Here is a 21141-nt window from a genome sequence, read left to right as displayed (position 1 = left end):
GCTGAAGAACAAATTGCTTCAAACCAATGTTTCCAATAAAGCACCTACTAAATATCCATCATATAAAATGTTTCCTTTATCTTCGCTGTTCATTTCCATTATAAATTGCAAACTTTAACACAACTTATTAACGGCGAACTTTTGGGCGCCACTACTGTAAAGATATCTGAAGGGCTTGAGTCGTTTCCTGAGCAGCTTTTTGAGCTTACTGATACCTTAGAATACCTTGATTTATCATCCAATCAGTTAACAGCATTACCGGATGATTTCAACAGCTTTAAAAAGCTGAAGGTTTTTTTTGCATCCGAAAATAGATTTGCCATTTTTCCAGACGTTTTAGGTAAGTGCGATAACCTCCAAATTATTGGGTTTAAGAGTAATTTAATAACGCATATCCCAAATGATGCATTTCATGCTAATTTGCGGTGGTTAATCCTTACTAATAATCAAATTTCCAGTTTACCAGCATCTATTGGTAAGTGTTCGAAGTTGGAAAAGCTGATGCTAGCTGGAAATAGATTGGCAGCGTTGCCTAAGGAGCTTGCAAATTGCAGTAGTCTTGCATTGTTGCGGATTGCTGCAAATAACTTAAATATGTTGCCCGAGTGGTTAGTTGAAATGAGAAGTTTGGCCTGGTTGGCTTTTTCGGGTAACAATATGATAAACCAGAAAGTCGAGTCAGTTGCGGCAGTAAATATTGATCAATTTCAGCTTGGGCAGTTACTGGGAGAAGGAGCTTCCGGTACGATATTTAAAGCGACCAGTATAGATGTTAATAATCAGGATGAAGTAGCCATCAAAATATTTAAAGGGAATGTTACCAGTGACGGCTTTCCGGAGGATGAGCTGCAAGCTTATTTGGCCGCGGGGCATCACCCTTCGATCGTGAAATTGAAGTCTGTAATTGATTTAGATGATCAGGGTAAAAAGGGTTTGGTGATGGAACTGATTCCTGCTCACTTTTATAATCTTGGCAAACCGCCAACTTTAAACACTTGTACAAGGGATGTGTTTGACGAAGACTTTAAACTCAGTGAGCAGCAATTGTTTGAAATTGCCATTAGTATGGCTTCTGTAGGTGCACATTTGCATGAACGAGGAATTATGCATGGTGATTTATATGCACATAATGTTCTGGTTGATGATACCGGTAAAACATTATTCGGCGATTTTGGAGCGGCTTCACAGTACGATAAACGAAATCTTGCTTTAGCTTTCAATCTGGAGCGAATTGAAGTAAAGGCCTTCGGATTTCTGCTCGATGATTTGCTTTCCCTTTGCCGTGCGAATATTTCTGCTTATGATGCGCTTTGCAAACTTCGCGATTTGTGTTTATCTGAAGATCAACAGCTACGGCCTGGTTTCAATGAGATATTAACTGAATTAACTTTGCTTAGAAGCAGTTAGTTGGCAGCTTCTTCTTTTACAGCCAATTGACCACAGGCGGCATCAATATCTTTACCACGACTTCGGCGAATATTTGTATTGATTCCCTGGCTTTTCAAATAGTTTGAAAAAGCATCTATTTTATCGCCTTCGGCATTAGTAAAATCAGCAAATGAAATTGGATTGTATTCAATTAGATTAACTTTGCAAGGAATATGTTTACAGAATTTAGCTAAATCCATCGCATCACTAATCTCATCATTAAAATGGTTGAAAACGATGTACTCGTATGTTACCGGATTTTTAGTTTTGGCGAAATAATATTTCAAGGCATCGGCCAATGCTTTTAATGAATTTGCTTCGTTAATGGGCATAATCTCATTACGTTTCTTATCATCTGCGGCATGAAGAGAAAGAGCAAGATTAAATTTTGCGCCATCATCACCTAACTTTTTGATCATTTTTGCAATGCCTGCCGTAGAAACCGTAATCCGCTTGTAGCTCATATTTAACCCATCTGGAGCGGTAATTCGCTCTATTGATTTAAGTACATTAGCGTAATTTAAAAGCGGTTCGCCCATACCCATGTACACAATATTGGTTAGGGGATTATTATAGTTTTGCTTGGCTTGTTTGTCGATCAAAACTACCTGATCATAAATTTCATCTGCATTTAGGTTGCGTTTACGATCCATGTAACCCGTGGCACAAAACTTACAGGTTAGACTGCAACCCACCTGCGAACTTACGCAAGCGGTCATCCTATCCTCCAATGGGATTAAAACTCCCTCAACGATATTTCCATCAGCTAAACGAAAAGTGTTCTTAATCGTGTGATCGTTACTGAACTGCGAGTTGTTTACCTGAACAGCATTAATTGAAAATCCTTCTTCCAGCGTCTTGCGTAAATCTTTTGAAAGATTGCTCATTTCATCAAACGTAGTGGCTGATTTCTCCCATAACCACTGATAGATTTGTTTCGCCCTAAATGCAGGCTGTTGCAATGCAGTTAAGTGCTGCTGCAATTGAGGCAAATCCAATGAGCGGATATCGATTTTTTTTGCTGTTACCATTTGTTGCAAAGGTACTTAAAAAGCTTTTAAGCTGAAAGATCAAAGCAGAAAGCAAACAGTTTAGTTTCAAATTTTACAATTTGCAGGTTATCTGCCTCTTTGTCTGGTATTTGATTTTCCTGAGGGTTTACCTTTTGCAGGTTTAGAATTTCTATTGCTAGCGCCACCTTTTCCAGCAGATTTTGAGGAAGAATGAGGTGTGTTCTTTTTTGCTCCACCCGATTTAGAAACCGGTTTATTAGACTTAAATGGTTTTTTAGGTTGATCCTGCTTCAACTCGGGAATCTCTTCCCAGGAATTAGTTTTCTTTTTGGTGTTCTTCGGTTTTGCTACAGCCTCAGATGAAGATTTTTCGACACTCTTCATGATGCCGTTCATTTCTTCTTCACTCAACTCTCTAAATTCACCTGTAGGAATGCCTTTGAGATTAATATTCATAATCCTTGTACGTTCTAACTTGGTTACTTCGTAGCCAAAATGCTCACACATTCTGCGGATTTGCCTGTTTAAACCTTGTATTAAAATGATATTGAATACAAACGTACTGATTTGACGAACCTTGCACTTGCGGGTGTTTACGCCCAAAATCGGTACACCATTGCTCATCTCAAACACAAAATCTTCGGTTATAGGCTTATTTACCGTAACCACATATTCTTTTTCGTGTTTATTTCCTGCTCTTAAGATCTTGTTAACAATATCACCATTGTTGGTTAAGAAAATCAATCCTGATGAATCTTTATCTAACCGGCCAATAGGAAATATACGTTCGCTATGGTTGATGTAATCAACTATATTATCTTTAACATTAGATTCTGTTGTGCTGGTAACGCCCACAGGTTTGTTAAAAGCCAATAAAATAAAATTTGATTCTTCTTTCGGTTCAATATTGTGACCATTGACCATCACCTTATCACCAGCAAAAACCTGATCTCCGATTTTGGCTCTTTTGCCGTTGATGAAAACATTGCCCTTTTCGATAAACCGATCTGCTTCACGGCGGGAACATAAACCGCTCTCACTTATAAATTTATTTAACCGGGTTGCAGCATTGTTGTTCATGATGCAATTTTACGGAAATAAATTATGTTATGAACCAATAGTAACCAAAGAACACCAACAAATTGTTGGTGTTCTCAATTCAGTTGCTAAAAACTTTGGTCGTCTGCACTTGGCCCATAACTGCCTGGAATAGGGATATCCAATAATCTTAAATAAACACCTAATTGCGCTCTGTGGTGAATAATCTGGCTAAAGGCTATGCGGATCATTTCATATTTAGTCAAGTCGCCGAGAATTTGATCTCCATTTCGCAAAATCCATTGATTGTTTAACCGTTGAGGGTCGGCATTTTCTAATTCTTTCTTTCCACTTTGATAACTTTCTTCCAGGAGATGAAGCAGATCGCCGTTGGTGCTTACCTTTTTTTCTTCATAGGGAGCAGTGGCGAAATCCAAACCATCTGCAGTAATGGCTAAACTTACCCATCCTGGAAGTTCTGCAATATGGCTCGCCAATGATTTCATTTTCATGCTTTTTTCGTGGGGTGCCCAAGTAAATTTATCTGTAGGGACCAAAGCCAAAAATTTGCTAGTGGTGGTGAATTCTGCTTCGAATTCTTTCAATAATAATTTAATAATATCCATACTTTGTTGTTTTGTTTTTCCTATTGTGTTTAATTCCATCAATAATAAATCTGCTATACTCATGGTTTTTTTGATTTGCTTAAACAAAGAAAGGATGCCTTAGTGACAACCCTATGGCAGTGCAGAATTTTTATTCAAAAAAATAGCTTTTATTTCATATTTAAATTTAAGGGTAAAATTGTCTGATTATCCTTAAAAAAAATTATGTTTGAAAAATGGATAGTATCAGAATTAACACTGCTCAAAATATCGATATTGAATATGAAATTGCAGGTTTGGGTGAGCGAATAGCGGCTAGATGTATAGATTTAGCTGGCTTTGCGATACTATTTGTTGTCGCCTGGATTTTATTTATTATCGGATCTATAAGCGTCTCCGGAACATTAGGTGTGGTGATTTTGATCGTCTACCTTATTATATATGCATTTTATGATTTAGTTTGCGAGCTCACCATGAACGGACAATCGTTTGGCAAGCGAGTGATGAAAATTAAAGTAATTAATTTGGATGGAACACAACCAACTTTTGGCCAATACTTAATTAGGTGGTTATTCAGAATGATTGATTTTGGTTTTCCATTGGGTTGGGGGGTAATTGCATTGGCATCTGTAGCGGTAACCGAAAATCATCAACGATTGGGAGACCTACTTGCCAAAACAACACTGATAAAAATGATACCACGTACCCAACTCAATCAGGTAGCTTTTAATTTTAGTTTGCCAGAGGAATATCAACCTCAATTTAAAGAGGTAATGCATTTGACTGATAGAGACGTAGAACTGATCCACGAAGTGCTTACCGGTTATTATCAAACGGGAAACGCAAGCCTAATTTATGCGATGGCTGCAAAAACTAAAGAACATATTTTTGTAAGTGTGCCTGCAGGGATGAACGAGTTGCAGTTTTTAGAAACGGTGTTGAAGGATTATAATTATGTTACTTCGAGTATCAGCTAAACAGTTTGAAGTGACTATTCGATTATCCAGCCTCCTGTATCAGCCGGGACATTTTAAGAATACGATGGCAGCGAATAGAGTATAGGTTGAAAGGTAATGGGATTTCAAATCATCAAAACCGCCTATGCTTAAAAATTATCCTAATACTTCAAATGGATATTCACTAATAGCCTATTTTTGTCAAGTGGAAGCTAAGCTGCGAAGTATTTGAAAGGATGATATGGAAGGTTTCTAACGATCCAGAATATGACTACTACAGCAAAAATAACCTTCGGAGTAATAGGGCGTCGCCATAAATTTAAATCGTAATTTCTTTTTGTTAGGTAAGAAATTATTTTTGCACAAAAATGGATTATCAAAAAAGGTAAACTGATTACTAAAAGCAAGTTATAATCTGCTGCTTTTAAAATATTTCCATGTAATAAGGAGTGTAGTGCTCTTTGTGATCCGCAACCTGGGCAATCAAGATGTAAAAATTTGTGGAATGGGCATTCTGGAAAGAAATTGTACACCTCGGGATTAAAGTTATAGTACACTATTAGCAGTGTACTAAGGACAATAGTACCTAAGGTGTACTTAAAATTCATTATCTGTAATCACTCATCATTGCCCCGCCAAAGCCTAAAACAACGAAAAACAAAATATAGAGTACATAAACGCCAATTCCTATGAAAAATCCAATTTTTGTCCACTTTCCAGCGGCTTGTGAAGCAGCTTGAGCTCCAGCAAAATCGCCCATTGCATATTTACTATTAACATTGGCAGCATTAACAATTCCGACAATTCCTAATGGCAGGCAACAAAACAATGTAACTAAAATTGATTCTACCAACCAATTTTTTGGTGCAGGCCCGAGATTTCCGCCGAATTGCTGTTGCCCGAAAGGCTGTTGCTGCCCGAATGGTTGTTGTTGCCCAAGAGGTTTTTGATCTTGAGGTGTTTGATCATCCATAATAAATGTTTTTTTAAGGGTTTTAATTCAAATAGTTAAACTAAAGTAAAATTTTAAATTTAAAAACAGAATAGATTGGCCTCAAATTATTTCAGAACGGCACTTACTTTTGGACTTAGAGCATCAGCCCATTCGGAATACATTTTGGCACTTGGATGAAGTCCATCATTTGCAATAAGGGATAAATCGCAACTTGCTTTTCTTGATGCAGGTGTGATATTGGTATAGCTAATGCCTGCTGAAATAGTAATCTGCTCATTAACAGCATTGAAGCTATCAATTTCTGCGGCGATAACTTGAGGACTTTTACCAGCGTTTTTACCGAAAGGAGTTACGCCCCAATCGGGTATAGAGACCACAAAGACCTTTGTTTTATCGCCATTGGCAAATGAAATGGCAGTTTGTAACAATTCTGCAAACTCCTTTTTATATGTCTCGATGGAATTGCCTCGATATTGATTATTCACTCCAATTAACAGCGTAACAAAATCAAATTTCTGTGTGAGTTTAGCCTGCACAATTGCACTTTGCAGTTCGCTGGTTGTCCAGCCGGTGGTGGCTATAATTTTAGGACTTGCTACATTGATACCGTTATTCTTTAACAAACTTTGCAACTGGAAGGGGAATGATTCACTCTGTTTAACCGATTCGCCGATGGTATAAGAATCTCCAAGAGCAAGGTAGGTTCGGCTTTGGCCAGAAGTAGGTATTATGCTTGGGTTAGGCTGATCGATTTCGGGCATATTTGGTTGCTTACTACAAGCCGAAGTTAAGAAAGAAAATAAAACGACACTTAATAAAACTTTCATAACCCAATTTACGCAAATGGCAGATCATCGGTTTCAAGTTCGCTATCCTTTTAAAATCAGATCAGATTCATTTTAAAGAGGTCGGCGATATGATTTTTTAGTCTCTCTTTTACTTCTTCCATATCGAGTTGGTATCCAAGTTCCTGAGCTAAAGAGGTAACGGCTTTATCATCAATTCCGCAAGGAACAATGTTTTTAAAATAATCGAGATCTACATTTACATTAAAGGCAAAGCCATGCATGGTAACCCAGCGGCTGCAGCGAACACCCATTGCACAAATTTTTCTGGCTTTTTCATTATCAGCATCTAACCACACGCCTGTATATCCTGTATAACGACCAGCTTCGATGCCATAATCTTTTAAAGTTAAAATAACAGCTTCTTCAAGTGTTCGAAGATATAAGTGAATGTCTGTAAAAAAGTTATCCAGATCCAAAATGGGGTAACCCACTATTTGGCCCGGACCGTGGTAAGTAATATCTCCACCACGATTAATTTTATAATAAGTGGCGCTCTTATCTTTTAAGCCTTGTTCATCCAATAATAAATTTTCAGGATGACCGCTTTTTCCCAAAGTGTAAACATGAGGATGTTCATTAAAAATAAGATAATTTGGTGTGGGCAAATGAGTGCCGTTTACTCTATTCTCGGTTTTTAATGCTACCGTTTTATTAAGCAGTTCTTCCTGCCTATCCCAGGCTTGCTGGTAATCTGTTAAGCCCCAATCAATAAATTGCGTAGGAACTAAAGGAGCGTTTGTAGGTTGATCATTCATTTATAATTCTTAATAACATTTAGGCTGAATGCACCACGTAGCCCAACATATAGCCGTCTTTTGTCCTAAAATAATTTACCGTTAGTTCTTTTGATCCTGAGGGAAGAGCCACGATGGCATTTAATTTTCCTTCATTTTTGAGCTTAAAAGGCTTTATATGGATGTCGCGTTTGAATTCCAAACCCTTCTTTCCATGCCACTTGTAAATGGCTTCTTTGGCGCACCATGCCACATAAAGGCCATCTATATTATCACCGATTTGTTTTTGGGCAAGTTCAACATCACTCAAAAATTTATGGCGTATACTTTTTATTTTATGTTTAATCAATTCTATATCCACCCCAACAGCATCTTTTTTGCTGATCATAACAGCCGCATAATCATAAGAATGACTTAAAGAAATTTGATAATCAAAATTGGTTAAATAAGGTTTTCCATCTTCATCAAATTGGCAATCGATATATTCTTTGGTATTCAACATGGTACGAAGAAGAAGTCTTGTACTTAACCAGTGCAATAGCCTTTTGCCATTGTTCAGCGTTGATATAACATCAAGCTCATGTTGCTTAAGCTGAAGGCCAGCCAACATTTCAGCTTCAGTTTCCTCAATTTTCCAGATTGCAAGAACTGAATGCTCATCAACATTTTTATTATAAATTATTGGCATTTATAAAATTGAGATTAGCATGCAAAACTATCTTAATTAATTGATAATTTAGGCCAAAAATACGCATAAAAATGATATTATCTGATAAAAGGATATTAGAAGAAATTGATAAGGGAACAATCATAATCGAGCCCTTTAAAAGAGAAAGTTTAGGTACAAATTCTTACGATGTACATTTAGGTAAATACCTGGCTACCTATAAAAGTCGCGTATTGGATGCCAAGCAGCATAATGAAATTGAGCATTTTGAAATTCCGAAGGATGGTTTTGTATTGCACCCAGGCACTCTATACCTTGGCGTTACGCTTGAGTATACCGAAACACATGGCCATGTGCCATTTTTAGAGGGAAAAAGCAGCACCGGACGCCTGGGGATTGATATACACGCTACCGCAGGTAAGGGTGATGTTGGTTTCTGCAATACCTGGACCTTAGAAATCTCTGTTGCCCAGCCTGTAAAAATTTATGCAGGGATGCCGATAGGACAGTTGATTTATTTTGTGGTAGAAGGAAATATCGAAACAATGTACAATACTAAAGGGAATGCAAAATATAATAATAAAACTACCAAGCCAGTAGAAAGCATGATGTGGAAGAACAAATTTTAGCGCTAAAATTCACGTTACCTTCATAAAAATATGCCTCCGGTTTTGTACCTTGAGGCATATTTTTTTTACACCCTAGCCACAAATGAAAATCAAAATTACCCTCGCAATCAGTTTTCTCGCACTGCTTATTGGTTTTACTGCTTTTAAAATTGATGATGATCCTTTTACCTTGCTTTTAAACAAGCTCGAGGATTACACCAATAAATATCAACAAGAAAAAGTATACCTGCATTTAGATAAACCATATTATGCCATAGGCGATGATATTTGGTTTAAAGGATATGTAATCAATGCAAAAACCACAGCACCTTCTCAACTGAGCAAAATTTTGTATGTAGAGTTAATTAATGAAAAAGATTCGGTAAAGAAAATGGTGAAATTGCCATTAATTAGCGGCATCACATGGGGCGATTTTAAGCTAACAGATTCATTAGGAGAAGGAAATTACCGAATTAGGGCATACACCAATTATATGCGAAACTTTGGAACTGAATTCTTTTTTGATAAAACCATTAAAATAGGGAACAGCTGGGCAAACAAGGTATTTACCAAAACCGATTACGCCTTTACGAAGGAAAACAATGTGGATAAGGTGCAGGCAACCATCCACTTCGAAGATAAAAATGGTATTGCTTATAAAGAGAACGATGTAAGCTACGATGTACAGCTTGATTATAGATCTGTTGCCAAGGGCAAAGTCAAAACAAATCTTTCTGGTGATGCTATAATAAATTTCACCAGCAGCCAGGCGCTTGCCAATAAATCAGGGAAAATTGTGGCCACGCTTACTTTGGAAAATAAGCAGAAAGTGGTGAAAATAATTCCGATCACCTCCACTTCTAACGATGTTGATGTGCAGTTTTTACCGGAAGGTGGTTCGATGATTGAGAATCTTCCTCAAAAGATAGCCATTAAAACTGTGAATGCCAGTGGACATGGAGAAGATGTAAAAGGCTCGATTGTAGACGAAACAGGAGCTGAAATTACCTCATTTGAAACCGCTTATTTAGGTATGGGGAATTTTATTTTTAATGCCCAGTCAGGAAAAACCTATACCGCGAAAATTAAGTTTAAAGATGGATCCAGCAAAGATTTCAAACTTCCAGTAGCTCAAAAGGCAGGATATGCCATCGCCATTACCAATACTGATACAGCAAAGGTTACGCTTAAGATTATGGCTAGCGAAAGCTTGATTAACGGCAGCGAATTAAAAGTGGTAGCACAACAGGGTGGGAACGTTTTCTATGTTTCTAAAGCCAAAATGGATAAACAGGTTCTGGTTGCCAATATCCCGAAGAAAAATTTACCAATTGGCGTAGTACAGTTCACTTTATTTTCCACTAACAACCAACCTATAGCCGAACGTTTAATTTTTGTAAACCATAAGGTTGATTTAATTGATCTAAACCTGAATACATCAGCTGTGTCAACCACCAGGAAGGGAAAATCCTCTTTTAGTTTTGATGCCACTAACCAAAATAAGCCGGTATTAAGCGTTTACTCTGTCGCTGTTACCAACGCTACTAAAGTAGCGCCTGATGAGGATAACGAATCGAATATCCTTACATCGCTTTTATTAACTTCAGATTTAACCGGATATATTGAAAAGCCAAATCATTACTTTCTAAATGATGATGTTAAAACCATGAAAGAACTGGATAATTTGATGTTAACACATGGCTGGAGCAGATTTTTATGGCGAAATGTAGCAGCGGGAACAGGGCCAGCAATCACTTACAAGCCTGAAAATTCACTTAGCATCAGTGGAACGGTTACCAAAGGTGGCAAGCCGGTTCCGGGGGGTAAGGTAATGATCATGGCATCTAAAGGAACATTTTTTATTTTAGATACGGTTACCAATGTAGATGGAAGGTTTGTGTTTGATAATCTAAATTTTCCTGACAGCACTAAATTTGTGGTTCAGGCGAGAACCAAATCAGAACGTAAGTTTGTAGATATTAATTTGGATGTGGTACCAAACCAGATCGTAACCAAAAATAAAAATACAGGAGATGTTGAAGTAAACGTGAACAATTCTTTGATGAAATATATTAAGGAAAGCGACAATTATTTTAATGAAATGACACGGTTAGGCTTGCTGGAGCGAACCATAAAGTTAGAGGAAGTGACCATCACTGAAAAAAGGAATCCGGCAAAAAATTCTGCTAATTTAAATGGCGCAGGAAGAGCAGATTATATTATGACTGCTGATGATCTTTCTACCTGCATAACTTTGTCTCAATGCTTACAAGGGCGTTTGCCGGGGGTGATTTTTCAGGGCGGAATTCCTTATCTGATGCGCAGCCAAAATACGCCAATGTCGATTGTTTTAGATGGGATGCGGGTTGAAGCCGATTTTCTTGATAATATCGTTCCTTCAGATGTAGAATCAATTGAACTTTTAAAAAGCATTGGTAATACAGCTATTTATGGTTCTCAAGGAGGCGGTGGCGTTATCGTCATTACAACTAAACGTGGCGGAGGAACAGCAAACTACAATAGGTATGCACCAGGAGTGGTAACGCTTAGTCCGAGAGGGTTCTCTGTTTCGAGGGAGTTTTATTCTCCAAAATACGATGCAGGTACAAATAGTAACCGGGCAGATTTAAGGACAACCATTTATTGGAATCCACAAGTTGTTGCTGAGAATGATGGCAAAGGAAAATTCGAATTTTATAATGCCGATGAGCCAGGGCAATACCGGGTGGTAATGGAAGGCATTGATGCTTTTGGCCATTTAGCCAGAAAAGTTTACACTTATGAGGTGAAATAAAGAAAAATAGATAGATTTGAATATTATGCAAGCATAGCTTATAAGTTTGCCTGATAAGATCAATATTTACATTTTGAAATTTAACATGGAAACAATTAAAGTAAGCGTTAGCGATAGGTTAGCAACAATTACGTTGAGCAGGGGAAAGTCTAACGCATTAAATGGACAACTGATCACCGAACTAGATGACATGCTTAAAAATATCTCTGCTGATGACAATATTGGTGGAGTAATTTTAACTGGAACGGCTCCATTCTTTTCAGCAGGTTTAGATTTGGTAGAACTTTACAACTATAATGAGGAAGAAGCAAAAGATTTTTGGAAACTGTTTTTAAATTTCACTGCTAATCTTGTTGCCTTTAAGAAGCCGATTGTTGCAGCAATCAGTGGACATAGTCCTGCCGGCGGATGCGTTTTGGCACTTGCTTGTGACTATCGTATTATGGCCGAAGGGCAATATATTATCGGTTTAAACGAAGTTCCGGTTGGGATCATTGTTCCTAACAGCATTTTTCAGATGTATGCCTTTTGGTTGGGCAAAGCTGAAGCCACCCGTAGCTTATTGACAGGTAAACTTTACAACCCGGAAGAAGCGCTTAAGGTTGGTTTGGTGGATGAGCTGGTGAAGAACGAAAGCCTGCTTACTGCCGCAGAGCGAAAGATTAAAAAGTTCATGGAATTGGAAAGTAATACCTGGTCGCAGAGTAAACTAAATATCCGCGAAGAATTAATCGCAGCGGTGTCTGCAGATCAATCTGCTTCTCTGGAAAAAATGCTTGCACAATGGTGGTCGCCCGCCACACGCCATATTTTGAAAACGATTATTGAAAGCCTGCAGAGAAAGTAACACGATTTTTATGTTGATGCTTTCTTGTGACAGTCGAGCTTGGCTTCAATTGTAGCAATTAAATAGTATTTCAACTGAATAATCTAGTAATTAACTCATCACAATATTAAACCCACTAACCAAAATATTATGCTCAACTACAATTCTCCTATGCTTAGAGAAGATGCTTTAAAAGGCAAAACCATTGTAATTACAGGTGGTGGTACTGGTTTAGGAAAAGCAATGGGAATCTATTTTCTGAAGTTGGGGGCAAATCTTGTTATTACAAGTCGCAAGCAGGAAGTTTTGCAAAAAACAGCCGACGAGATGGAGGAAAAAACAGGAGGTAAAGTTTTGGCCGTTGCCTGCGATGTAAGAGATCCCGAACAGGTAGACAATGTATTAGCAAAAACTTTAGAGCGATTTGGCTCTGTTGATGTACTCTTGAATAATGCTGCTGGTAACTTTATTTCTCCTACAGAAAGATTGTCGGCAAATGCATTTTCATCTATTATCGACATTGTTTTAAAAGGAACGGTGAATTGTACCCTGGCTTTTGGTAAACATTGGATCAAGGAAAAGCAAACTGCCACAGTTTTAAATATTGTTACAACTTATGCGTTCACCGGTTCGGCTTATGTGGTTCCATCGGCCTGCGCAAAGGGTGGTGTATTGGCTTTAACCCGATCATTGGCGGTAGAGTGGGGCAAATATGGCATCCGCACCAATGCGATTGCACCGGGTCCTTTCCCAACTAAAGGGGCGTGGGAGCGCTTATTGCCTGGTGATTTGGCCAAAAAATTCGATTTCAAAAACCGTGTGCCTCTAAAAAGAGTTGGAGAGCACCAGGAATTGGCAAATCTTGCTGCTTTTTTAGTGAGCGATTTTTCGGGCTATATTAATGGCGAAGTGATTACGATTGATGGTGGGGAGTGGCTGCAAGGTGCCGGACAAATGAATGGGTTGGAAGCCATTCCGAATGAGATGTGGGATATGTTGGAACAAATGACTAGAAGTGCCAAAGGGAGTTGAGAAGATTAAAGTTAAAAGTGCTTGCGGGTAGATTTTTTTCTCGAAGTCACTAAGTTCCCTAATATCAACTGATCAACTTTCGAACATTTCAATATTCAATTTTCCAACACTAATCCTATCTTTGCCGATATGAATATCTTACTTTTAGGTTCAGGCGGCAGAGAAAGTGCATTTGCCTGGAAAATGAGCCAGTCTTCGCACTGCGATAAATTAATTATTGCACCAGGAAACGGCGGTACAGGGGTTTATGGTACCAATATCAACATCAACGTAAATGATTTTGATTCGATAAAAAAGGTAGTTCTTGCAGAAAATATCGAACTCGTTGTGGTTGGTCCAGAAGAACCTTTAGTAAATGGTATTCACGATTTTTTCTTAGCTGACGCATCGCTTGCCCATATTCCGGTAATCGGGCCAAAAAAAGAAGGAGCAATTCTGGAAGGAAGTAAAGATTTTTCCAAGCAGTTTATGGAGCGTCATGGCATTCCAACCGCAGCCTCAAAATCTTTTACACCCGAAACATTAGAGCAAGGTTTGGCATATCTGGAAACGCATGCTTTGCCTGTGGTTTTAAAAGCTGATGGTTTGGCAGCAGGTAAGGGTGTTTTAATTTGCACTGAAACCGTTGAAGCACAGGAAGAATTAAAATTGATGCTTGGTGGTAAATTCGGTGCCGCTGGCGCAACGGTTGTTATAGAGGAATTTTTGAGCGGCATTGAGCTTTCGGTTTTTATTTTAAGCGATGGCGAAAACTATGTGACCCTTCCTTCTGCCAAAGATTATAAAAGAATCGGGCAAAACGATACAGGTTTAAATACTGGCGGTATGGGTTCGGTTTCTCCGGTTCCGTTTGCTACCCCAGAATTTTTGCAAAAAGTTGAAGAGCGAATCATTAAACCTACTGTAGAAGGTTTAAAGAAAGACAATATTGATTACACAGGTTTCATTTTCTTTGGCTTAATCAAAGTAGGTGATGATCCTTTTGTAATCGAATATAATGCCCGTATGGGTGACCCTGAAACGGAAAGTGTTATTCCACGCATCGAAAATGATTTGGTAGAACTATTTATGGCCACAGCGAATAAACAGTTGAACCAGGTAAATCTTGTGATCTCTGAGCAAACTGCGGCCACGGTGATGATTGTAGCTGGTGGTTATCCTGGAGAATATTTGAAAGGCAAGGCGATTTCGGGGATTGAAAACTTGCGTCATTCAAATGCTTTTCACGCTGGTACCTTGCTTGATAATGATGTGGTAAAAACCAACGCTGGAAGAGTGATTGCGATCACAAGCCTACAGAAAGATCTTTTTACTGCGCTGCAATCTGCTACTGCCGATGCAGGTAGAATTTACTTCGATGGCAAATACTTTAGAGAAGATATTGGTTTTGATTTGATATAGTTCATCGTAAAAAAAAGCCGCAGATTTGCAGATTATCTATTTAATAAAATCTGCAAATCTGCGGCTTCGGTATGAAGTGGAATCTATTTCGATTTGCTTCCCAAAAGTTCCTGAAGCTTGTCTTGCAATGCCTGCTCTCTTAAACCTTTAGCAATAATTTTTCCGGTTGGATCTATTAAAAAGTTAGCTGGAATTGAACGAATGCCATAAAGCTGGGCAACTTCATTGTTCCAGAATTTTAAGTCAGAAACATGAGTCCAGGTTAACTTATCATCTGCAATGGCTTTTAACCAGGCAGCTTTTTTACCAGGTTGATCTAACGAAACACCTAAAACGGTAAAACCTTTATCTTTAAATTTATTATAGGCTAACACTACATTTGGATTTTCCTGGCGACATGGCCCGCACCAAGAAGCCCAAAAATCAACCAAAACATATTTTCCTTTAAAATCAGACAACTTAACAGGTTTGCCTGCGGTATCTGCTTGGGTAAAATCCATAGCCATTACACCCACAGCGGTTTTTCTCCCCGCATCGAACATTTGGGTAAGTTGTTTTCCGTTTGGAGTTGCCTTCAATTCTGGAGATAGCGCTGTAAATGCCTTTTCAGCCGCAACAGCTTGTTCCGGATCACTCGCTAATTGACCAATCGCACTCAAACTGATATATGATTTCGGGTTATTCTGTGCGAAGTTTAATAAAAGCGGCGGAAGCGCTTCTGATTCTTTCTCAAATTTCTCTCTTAACTTAGTCATTAAGGCTTCATCCTTTTTCTGCTCTGGAGTAAATGCTCTGTATTCAGCATCGATAGCCATTAACTTATCATTAACTGGTTTGGTTAAAGCTTTTAATTTCCTGGCATCATCATTCACTGGAGAACCAACAATAGCAGCGTTTTTCAACGAATCTGTAGCTGTCAAATTAATACTTCCTGGTTCTACGTAGATAGATAAGCCATCTAATTTCTCCCCTTCAGCAGGACGGGTAACGTACGGATTTTTGTTTAAATAAAGACTTCCCTGTGCAGGATTTTCAACTGTACCTTTAAAAGAAAATGCTCCATTTACAACCGTTGTAGAATCGGTAATGTTTTTTCCATCGCCCTGATAAATCAGATAAACTTTACTACCAGCTTTTAATCCTTTTATATTTCCGTTTAGTGTAAACGGTTTTTGCGCCAACGCTGCTAAAGGCAATAAGGCCAGCGCAGATAATAATATTTTTTTCATTAATGAGATTTGTTTTTTCAAAAGTAGTGATATATATAGCTAGAACGCAATTGCTTGTGTAAAATTATGGTAGCGTTGAAGTGTGTTTGAACTTCCACAAATTATCCATTGGATTATGATAACTTCTGAAAAGTACGCCACCATAAATCGGGCATTTCGCCGCTTACTGCAGTCTGGTAATCATCATAACGGCAAGGTACGAGGTGGTAACGTTCGTTTTTCGATTGGCCCGAAGGATATGGAACCTGCATCCACCAGCGATCTGATTTTTTGCTTTTCACGAAAACCATTTCACCAGAACCATCTTTCAAACTGGTTCTGTAAATCATAAATTGTGATTTTGGTGTAAGTGGGAAATCCTTTTTACGGGCATAAAAACCATCTACAAAATACCAGGTCATCTGCGCCAGCAAAAACGCGGTTTGGCCATTATTATCGTAGGCCGGGTTAAATTCGTAAAAACCAATTGAAGTCAATTTATCGTTCATGCCCGCATAACGGGCAATTCGGCAGGCTTCTTCACCGTCGAAACCATTTGGTGTAGTGTTCGCATTTGCTGCAGCATCAGCCGATCGGATGGCACCCAGATCAAAACTGATCATGTTCGCATTGCGGATAATGGGCTCTGTCAACGTGATGTCCTGAGCAAATTCTCCAAGGCGGTGAACATCAAAATAAAGCTTGTCCATCACACTCAGGCTTTCTTGATTTACAAAATAAGTTTGATAACCAATGTTGCTGTAATTGAAAAGATAGTTGGGTTGATGAAGAAAAATCTTATTCAGATAACAGTCTGATCTTGTTTGGATTCCAGGGGTATCATCGTCGCCAATATCAAATTGATTGTCGATAATTACCAGATCCACCTTTTGCTCTAAATCTTCATAGCCTAAATATTGGGCATAGGTTAAATCCTGGCCGCCGCCGATAATAATGGGAATGATGTCTTTTTTGATCAAATCAGACACCACCATTTTGATGGCAATGTAAGTATCGGCAACCGTTGCGCCATGCTTGATATTTCCTAAATCGACAATTCTACTGCTGAAAGACCCTTCATTAAGTTTGTAAAATTTCTCCCTGAAATAATCGGGTGCCAACGCACAGCCTTCATTATTTACTGCCCCCCTTCCATCTAACACACCAATAATGGCCAAATCGTAAGTATTCTCTTCAAAATCAGGAAACGATTCGGTAAAAATGTGTGCTTTTAAACCTAGCTGGCTTGTTAAAAATCCTTGCTTTGGTGTAAAACTATCAGGGTTTATTGGGGAAAAGAAATCCGTTAATGACATATATTTAAAACTCTCGGCTCAAATATCTATTTTTGAATGCGTATTTCCACATATAGCTCGAAAAAAATAAAATGATACTGGTAACCGGAGGAACGGGATTTTTAGGGTCTGAACTATTAAAACAGTTAACCGATAAGGGTTTAACCGTACGAGCGCTGAAACGTGAAAATTCAAAAATTCCGGTTATAATTAAAGACAATCCATTAATTGAATGGGTTCTGGGTGATATAAATGAACCCGCTGACCTGGAAGAAGCCTTTGAAAAAGTAACTCATGTTTATCACTGTGCGGCTTTTGTATCTTTAAGTGCTAAACATAAAAAACAATTGTTCCATGTCAATATCGATGGAACTTCAAACATTGTAAATCTCTGTGCCGAAAATAATTGCAGGCTTTTACATGTGAGCTCAGTTGCTGCTTTAGGAATAGCAAAAAGAGGGAATAAAATTTCTGAAAAGGACTTTTGGGAATATGATTCGAAGGCACATGCTTACGGGCTATCGAAGTATGAAAGCGAGATGGAAGTGTGGCGTGGAATTAACGAAGGCCTCGATGCCATAATCGTAAACCCATCAGTAATTATTGGGAAAAATGCAGGTTTCGAAGGGAGCGGAGCCATCTTTAAATTAGTAAAAGACGGATTTCCTTTTTATACAAACGGCGCCTCTGGTTTTGTTGATGTAGAAGATGTAGTGAAAGCGATGATTTTGTTGATGGATGCTGAAGTTTCAGGAGAGCGCTATATTTTATCATCTGAAGATATTCATTACAAAGATTTATTTACACAGATAGCAATAGGTTTTGGAGTAAAGCCGCCTACAAAGGAAGCAAAAGCATGGATGCTTGGTGTAGCCTGGAGAGCATTGAAATTCACATCCTTATTCACCAGAAATGAACCATCAATAACTAAAGACACTGCCAAAAGTAGTATCACTTTAAGTTATTACAATAATAATAAAGTGATTGAGCAAACCGGAATCGTTTTTAAACCGCTTGCTCAAAGTATAACAGAAATTACCCAACACTTAAAATAATGCCCAAACAAAAAGCATATTACATTATCGATTTCGACAGTACTTTTACCCAGGTAGAAGCACTTGATGAACTCGCTAGAATCTCTTTAAGGAACCACCCAGACAAAGAGGCAATTTTCCAGAAGATTGAAGACTACACCAATTTAGCCATGGAAGGCAAGCTTTCATTTTCAGAAAGTTTAGCGCAACGGGTGAAATTGCTGGAGGCAAATGAAGATCATTTGAAACAACTGATTAAACACTTAAAAAAGAAAGTTTCTACCTCATTTTCGCGTAACGCAGAATTTTTCAAGAAACATGCTGATGATGTTTTAATCGTTTCTGGCGGATTTAAAGAATTTATTACTCCTGTGGTGAGCCAGTATCACATTAAAAAAGAAAATATTTATGCCAATACTTTTGTAACCACTGGCGATGGAAAAATTATAGATTACGATCACGCAAACCCTTTAAGTGAAGAAGGCGGGAAAGTAAAGTTATTGCAACATTTAAAGTTAGAAGGGGAACTTTTCGGTATTGGCGATGGTTATTCAGATTTTCAGCTGCGGGAAAGTGGGCTGATCAATAAGTTTTTCGCTTTTACAGAAAATATTGCCCGTGAAAGCATTGTTGCCAAAGCCGATCACGTAACGCCAAGTTTTGACGAATTCCTCTATGTGAATGATTTGCCAAGAGCAATTTCATACCCCAAAAATAGGATTCTTTGTTTGGTTATTGGCGATGTTGATCCACTAACACTTTCTATACTCAAGAATGACGGCTTGTCCATCAGGCATAAAACTTCTTTCGAAGAAAAATATGTTAAAGATGTCGGCATTATTGTTCTGGCAGATGGCGAAAAGATTGATAAGGAGCAACTAAAAAACGCTGCTAAACTTAAAACAATTGGTTATTTAGGAAGCGCAAAGAATAAAATCGACTTTGATGTTTGCACTAAACAAGGAATTGTAGTTTTCGATGATCCGAAAAACAATCCCCGTAATATCGATTTTATTCCAAAACGAGTAGCTGATTTTATGAATACCGGCGCTACCTATTTGAGTGCCAATTTCCCGAATTTGCAGTTGCCGAAAATCGATAAATCGCACCGGTTAATTCATATCCATAAAAACGTTCCAGGCATTATGGCCAAAATTAATACCGTGTTCGCCAAACATGATATCAACATTGTAAGCCAGTTTTTAATGACAAACCCAGAAATTGGATATGCAATTACCGATATCAATGCTGAATACGATAAACAATTATTTAAATCACTCAAAAAGATTGAGCACACTATAAAATTTAGGGTATTATATTAATTCAACGATTTGACCTTTATCAATGGATTTAAGTTTTGACAACTTTGCTAGTACTTAAGAAAGAAAGTTGTCAAAGCTTACCTTAAAAACTGATGTCTCTTTAACAACAAATGTTTTGGGCTACCAATAGCTTGCGAACGATAGATGCCAGTATGCCCGGAAAATAGATAGGCCACAACGCAAGCAAGAGCAATGTATATTCCAGATGCTACACCAAACAATTCTACGCCCATAAAAATACAAGCCAATGGTGTATTTGCTGCGCCAGAGAAGACGGCGACGAAACCTATTCCAGCTAATAATCCGATAGGTAATGGAATAAAAACACTCAAGAAACTACCCAATGTTGCGCCAATGAAAAATAATGGGGTTACTTCTCCACCTTTAAAGCCACAACCTAAGGTTAATGCCGTTAAAAAAAGTTTGATGGCAAACGTATAATAAGGCTCCTGTTGCGTAAATGATTCAGAAATTACAGGAATTCCTAATCCTATATATCTTGTTGTACCCAAGAAATAGATAATGACAATTAAAGTCAACCCACCAAATACTGGCCTTAAAGGCGGATACTTTATTTTACTGAACAAGTTAGAAAAGCCATGGTTTAAGGCGGAGAAAGATCTGGCCACTAAGCCAAAAACAATTCCAACACCCAACGATAGTAACAGATTAATGGCATCCATTTGTGGCACAACACCAATGGAATAATGAGTGTGGCCAACGCCCCAAACTTTGCATGCATAATCGGCAATTATAGCGGCTAAAAACGAAGGCAAAATTGCAGTGTACATTAAACTACCTACCACGAAAACCTCTAAGCCGAAAATTGCACCTGCTAATGGCGTCCCGAATACCGACGCAAAGCCAGCACTAATTCCGCAGATGAGAATAATTTTTCTGTCGCGTGGCTTTAACTTAAATAGCTTGGTAAACTGATCGGCAAAAGCACCTCCAATTTGTACAGCAGTTCCTTCTCTTCCTGCCGATCCTCCAAATAAATGAGTAATAATCGTTCCGGCAAAAATTAATGGCGCCATAATTAATGGAATTACCTTTTTGGGTGACTGTAATTCTTCAATTAAAAGATTGTTTCCTTTAACAACATCCTTGCCCCAATAATGATATACTAAGCCAATTAAAAAACCTGCAACTGGTAAAAATGAAATGATCCAAAGGTGGCTTTCTCTGTAATTTGTTGCCCAATTTAAGGTTACTAAAAATAAGGCAGATGCAGAGCCAACTATTGCACCAATTAGCGCTGCTATTAAAAGCCATTTTAAAGTGCTCAATAATACTACTCCGAAATCCTTTTTAATAAAAGAATTGATAGACAGAAGGAATCCTTCTGTTGGTTTTTTAACAGGCATTAGAATTCAA

The 21141-nt window shown here is 38.2% G+C and carries 20 protein-coding genes; 9 read left to right on the top strand and 11 right to left on the bottom strand.

What is annotated here, in order from left to right; genetic code table 11:
• The first annotated feature begins 105 nt into the window (after positions 1 to 105).
• The gene (locus ACZZZC_RS23355; protein ID WP_463484255.1) at positions 106 to 1407 is read left to right on the top strand and encodes a leucine-rich repeat domain-containing protein; all 1302 of its coding nucleotides are present in this window, start codon (positions 106 to 108) and stop codon (positions 1405 to 1407) included.
• Here the strand turns inward: ACZZZC_RS23355 and rlmN are convergent.
• The 3 genes from rlmN to ACZZZC_RS23340 form a co-directional block, all read right to left on the bottom strand.
• Entirely contained in the window at positions 1404 to 2459 is a 1056-nt protein-coding gene (gene rlmN / locus ACZZZC_RS23350; RefSeq protein WP_463484254.1) for a dual-specificity RNA methyltransferase RlmN, read from the bottom strand. The two genes, ACZZZC_RS23355 and rlmN, sit on opposite strands and share 4 nt — an antisense overlap.
• 87 nt (positions 2460 to 2546) lie before the next feature.
• Positions 2547 to 3521 carry a 23S rRNA pseudouridine(2604) synthase RluF gene (gene rluF, locus ACZZZC_RS23345; RefSeq protein WP_463484253.1) on the bottom strand — a complete coding sequence of 325 codons (975 nt, stop codon included), beginning with the start codon at positions 3519 to 3521 and terminating at the stop codon, positions 2547 to 2549.
• An 86-nt stretch (positions 3522 to 3607) separates the two neighbouring features.
• Positions 3608 to 4168: a DinB family protein gene (locus ACZZZC_RS23340; protein ID WP_463484252.1), complete on the bottom strand. Its 561-nt coding sequence runs from the start codon at positions 4166 to 4168 to the stop codon at positions 3608 to 3610.
• A gap of 152 nt (positions 4169 to 4320) precedes the next feature.
• On the opposite strand from ACZZZC_RS23340, the gene ACZZZC_RS23335 reads away from it, so the two are divergent.
• On the top strand, positions 4321 to 5061 hold the full coding sequence (locus ACZZZC_RS23335; RefSeq protein ID WP_463484251.1) for an RDD family protein: 741 nt from the start codon (positions 4321 to 4323) through the stop codon (positions 5059 to 5061).
• Between the two features lie 191 nt (positions 5062 to 5252).
• Here ACZZZC_RS23335 and ACZZZC_RS23330 read toward each other — a convergent pair whose 3' ends face one another.
• From ACZZZC_RS23330 to ACZZZC_RS23310, 5 genes are all read right to left on the bottom strand, one after another.
• Positions 5253 to 5648, bottom strand: a complete 396-nt coding sequence (locus tag ACZZZC_RS23330) for a DUF2752 domain-containing protein (protein WP_463484250.1) — start codon at positions 5646 to 5648, stop codon at positions 5253 to 5255.
• On the bottom strand, positions 5648 to 6013 hold the full coding sequence (locus ACZZZC_RS23325; protein ID WP_463484249.1) for a CD225/dispanin family protein: 366 nt from the start codon (positions 6011 to 6013) through the stop codon (positions 5648 to 5650). The genes ACZZZC_RS23330 and ACZZZC_RS23325 overlap by 1 nt, the downstream gene beginning before the upstream one ends.
• Positions 6014 to 6099: 86 nt before the next feature.
• Positions 6100 to 6822 carry an SGNH/GDSL hydrolase family protein gene (locus ACZZZC_RS23320; RefSeq protein ID WP_463488222.1) on the bottom strand — a complete coding sequence of 241 codons (723 nt, stop codon included), beginning with the start codon at positions 6820 to 6822 and terminating at the stop codon, positions 6100 to 6102.
• A 56-nt stretch (positions 6823 to 6878) separates the two neighbouring features.
• Complete coding sequence (gene lipB / locus ACZZZC_RS23315) at positions 6879 to 7598, bottom strand: lipoyl(octanoyl) transferase LipB (protein WP_463484247.1); 720 nt, start codon at positions 7596 to 7598, stop codon at positions 6879 to 6881.
• Between the two features lie 19 nt (positions 7599 to 7617).
• The gene (locus tag ACZZZC_RS23310) at positions 7618 to 8265 is read right to left on the bottom strand and encodes a 4'-phosphopantetheinyl transferase family protein (protein WP_463484246.1); all 648 of its coding nucleotides are present in this window, start codon (positions 8263 to 8265) and stop codon (positions 7618 to 7620) included.
• A gap of 71 nt (positions 8266 to 8336) precedes the next feature.
• Here ACZZZC_RS23310 and dcd point away from each other — a divergent pair, with 71 nt between their 5' ends.
• From dcd to purD, 5 genes are all read left to right on the top strand, one after another.
• Positions 8337 to 8873, top strand: coding sequence for a dCTP deaminase (dcd, locus tag ACZZZC_RS23305; protein ID WP_265800772.1), 537 nt, complete (start codon positions 8337 to 8339; stop codon positions 8871 to 8873).
• A gap of 82 nt (positions 8874 to 8955) precedes the next feature.
• Complete coding sequence (locus ACZZZC_RS23300; RefSeq protein WP_463488221.1) at positions 8956 to 11646, top strand: TonB-dependent receptor plug domain-containing protein; 2691 nt, start codon at positions 8956 to 8958, stop codon at positions 11644 to 11646.
• Positions 11647 to 11731: 85 nt separating this feature from the next.
• The gene (locus tag ACZZZC_RS23295) at positions 11732 to 12493 is read left to right on the top strand and encodes an enoyl-CoA hydratase/isomerase family protein (protein WP_463488220.1); all 762 of its coding nucleotides are present in this window, start codon (positions 11732 to 11734) and stop codon (positions 12491 to 12493) included.
• A gap of 129 nt (positions 12494 to 12622) precedes the next feature.
• Positions 12623 to 13504 (top strand): SDR family oxidoreductase, encoded by an 882-nt coding sequence (locus ACZZZC_RS23290; protein WP_265800775.1) that lies wholly within the window; start codon positions 12623 to 12625, stop codon positions 13502 to 13504.
• Between the two features lie 129 nt (positions 13505 to 13633).
• Complete coding sequence (gene purD / locus ACZZZC_RS23285; RefSeq protein ID WP_463488219.1) at positions 13634 to 14905, top strand: phosphoribosylamine--glycine ligase; 1272 nt, start codon at positions 13634 to 13636, stop codon at positions 14903 to 14905.
• An 83-nt stretch (positions 14906 to 14988) separates the two neighbouring features.
• Here purD and ACZZZC_RS23280 read toward each other — a convergent pair whose 3' ends face one another.
• Together ACZZZC_RS23280 and ACZZZC_RS23275 are read right to left on the bottom strand one after the other, a co-directional pair.
• Positions 14989 to 16134: a redoxin domain-containing protein gene (locus tag ACZZZC_RS23280; RefSeq protein WP_463484242.1), complete on the bottom strand. Its 1146-nt coding sequence runs from the start codon at positions 16132 to 16134 to the stop codon at positions 14989 to 14991.
• 113 nt (positions 16135 to 16247) lie between these two features.
• On the bottom strand, positions 16248 to 17429 hold the full coding sequence (locus ACZZZC_RS23275) for a formimidoylglutamase (RefSeq protein ID WP_463484241.1): 1182 nt from the start codon (positions 17427 to 17429) through the stop codon (positions 16248 to 16250).
• 71 nt (positions 17430 to 17500) lie between these two features.
• Here ACZZZC_RS23275 and ACZZZC_RS23270 point away from each other — a divergent pair, with 71 nt between their 5' ends.
• On the top strand, positions 17501 to 18463 hold the full coding sequence (locus ACZZZC_RS23270; RefSeq protein WP_463484240.1) for an NAD-dependent epimerase/dehydratase family protein: 963 nt from the start codon (positions 17501 to 17503) through the stop codon (positions 18461 to 18463).
• Positions 18463 to 19764, top strand: coding sequence for an HAD-IB family phosphatase (locus tag ACZZZC_RS23265; RefSeq protein ID WP_463484239.1), 1302 nt, complete (start codon positions 18463 to 18465; stop codon positions 19762 to 19764). Before ACZZZC_RS23270 ends, ACZZZC_RS23265 begins: the two co-directional genes overlap by 1 nt.
• A 77-nt stretch (positions 19765 to 19841) precedes the next feature.
• On the opposite strand, the gene ACZZZC_RS23260 is transcribed toward ACZZZC_RS23265, so the two are convergent.
• Entirely contained in the window at positions 19842 to 21131 is a 1290-nt protein-coding gene (locus tag ACZZZC_RS23260) for a voltage-gated chloride channel family protein (RefSeq protein WP_463484238.1), read from the bottom strand.
• Positions 21132 to 21141: the final 10 nt, after the last annotated feature.

The sequence above is a fragment of the Pedobacter sp. AC212 genome, from assembly GCF_979258625.1.
The sequence above is the reverse complement of the archived record's forward strand: the minus strand, read 5'-3'. Positions and strand labels throughout refer to the sequence as shown.

Bases quoted from the DNA above. Each gene is read 5' to 3' on its own strand.
- dcd (WP_265800772.1), top strand. From the start codon at position 8,337: ATGATATTATCTGATAAAAGGATATTAGAAGAAATTGATAAGGGAACA.
- ACZZZC_RS23325 (WP_463484249.1), bottom strand. From the start codon at position 6,013: ATGGATGATCAAACACCTCAAGATCAAAAACCTCTTGGGCAACAACAA.
- ACZZZC_RS23320 (WP_463488222.1), bottom strand. From the start codon at position 6,822: ATGAAAGTTTTATTAAGTGTCGTTTTATTTTCTTTCTTAACTTCGGCT.
- ACZZZC_RS23330 (WP_463484250.1), bottom strand. From the start codon at position 5,648: ATGAATTTTAAGTACACCTTAGGTACTATTGTCCTTAGTACACTGCTA.
- rluF (WP_463484253.1), bottom strand. From the start codon at position 3,521: ATGAACAACAATGCTGCAACCCGGTTAAATAAATTTATAAGTGAGAGC.
- ACZZZC_RS23280 (WP_463484242.1), bottom strand. From the start codon at position 16,134: ATGAAAAAAATATTATTATCTGCGCTGGCCTTATTGCCTTTAGCAGCG.
- ACZZZC_RS23335 (WP_463484251.1), top strand. From the start codon at position 4,321: ATGGATAGTATCAGAATTAACACTGCTCAAAATATCGATATTGAATAT.
- ACZZZC_RS23275 (WP_463484241.1), bottom strand. From the start codon at position 17,429: ATGTCATTAACGGATTTCTTTTCCCCAATAAACCCTGATAGTTTTACA.
- purD (WP_463488219.1), top strand. From the start codon at position 13,634: ATGAATATCTTACTTTTAGGTTCAGGCGGCAGAGAAAGTGCATTTGCC.
- ACZZZC_RS23260 (WP_463484238.1), bottom strand. From the start codon at position 21,131: ATGCCTGTTAAAAAACCAACAGAAGGATTCCTTCTGTCTATCAATTCT.
- ACZZZC_RS23295 (WP_463488220.1), top strand. From the start codon at position 11,732: ATGGAAACAATTAAAGTAAGCGTTAGCGATAGGTTAGCAACAATTACG.
- ACZZZC_RS23300 (WP_463488221.1), top strand. From the start codon at position 8,956: ATGAAAATCAAAATTACCCTCGCAATCAGTTTTCTCGCACTGCTTATT.
- ACZZZC_RS23270 (WP_463484240.1), top strand. From the start codon at position 17,501: ATGATACTGGTAACCGGAGGAACGGGATTTTTAGGGTCTGAACTATTA.
- rlmN (WP_463484254.1), bottom strand. From the start codon at position 2,459: ATGGTAACAGCAAAAAAAATCGATATCCGCTCATTGGATTTGCCTCAA.
- ACZZZC_RS23290 (WP_265800775.1), top strand. From the start codon at position 12,623: ATGCTCAACTACAATTCTCCTATGCTTAGAGAAGATGCTTTAAAAGGC.
- lipB (WP_463484247.1), bottom strand. From the start codon at position 7,598: ATGAATGATCAACCTACAAACGCTCCTTTAGTTCCTACGCAATTTATT.
- ACZZZC_RS23340 (WP_463484252.1), bottom strand. From the start codon at position 4,168: ATGAGTATAGCAGATTTATTATTGATGGAATTAAACACAATAGGAAAA.
- ACZZZC_RS23310 (WP_463484246.1), bottom strand. From the start codon at position 8,265: ATGCCAATAATTTATAATAAAAATGTTGATGAGCATTCAGTTCTTGCA.
- ACZZZC_RS23265 (WP_463484239.1), top strand. From the start codon at position 18,463: ATGCCCAAACAAAAAGCATATTACATTATCGATTTCGACAGTACTTTT.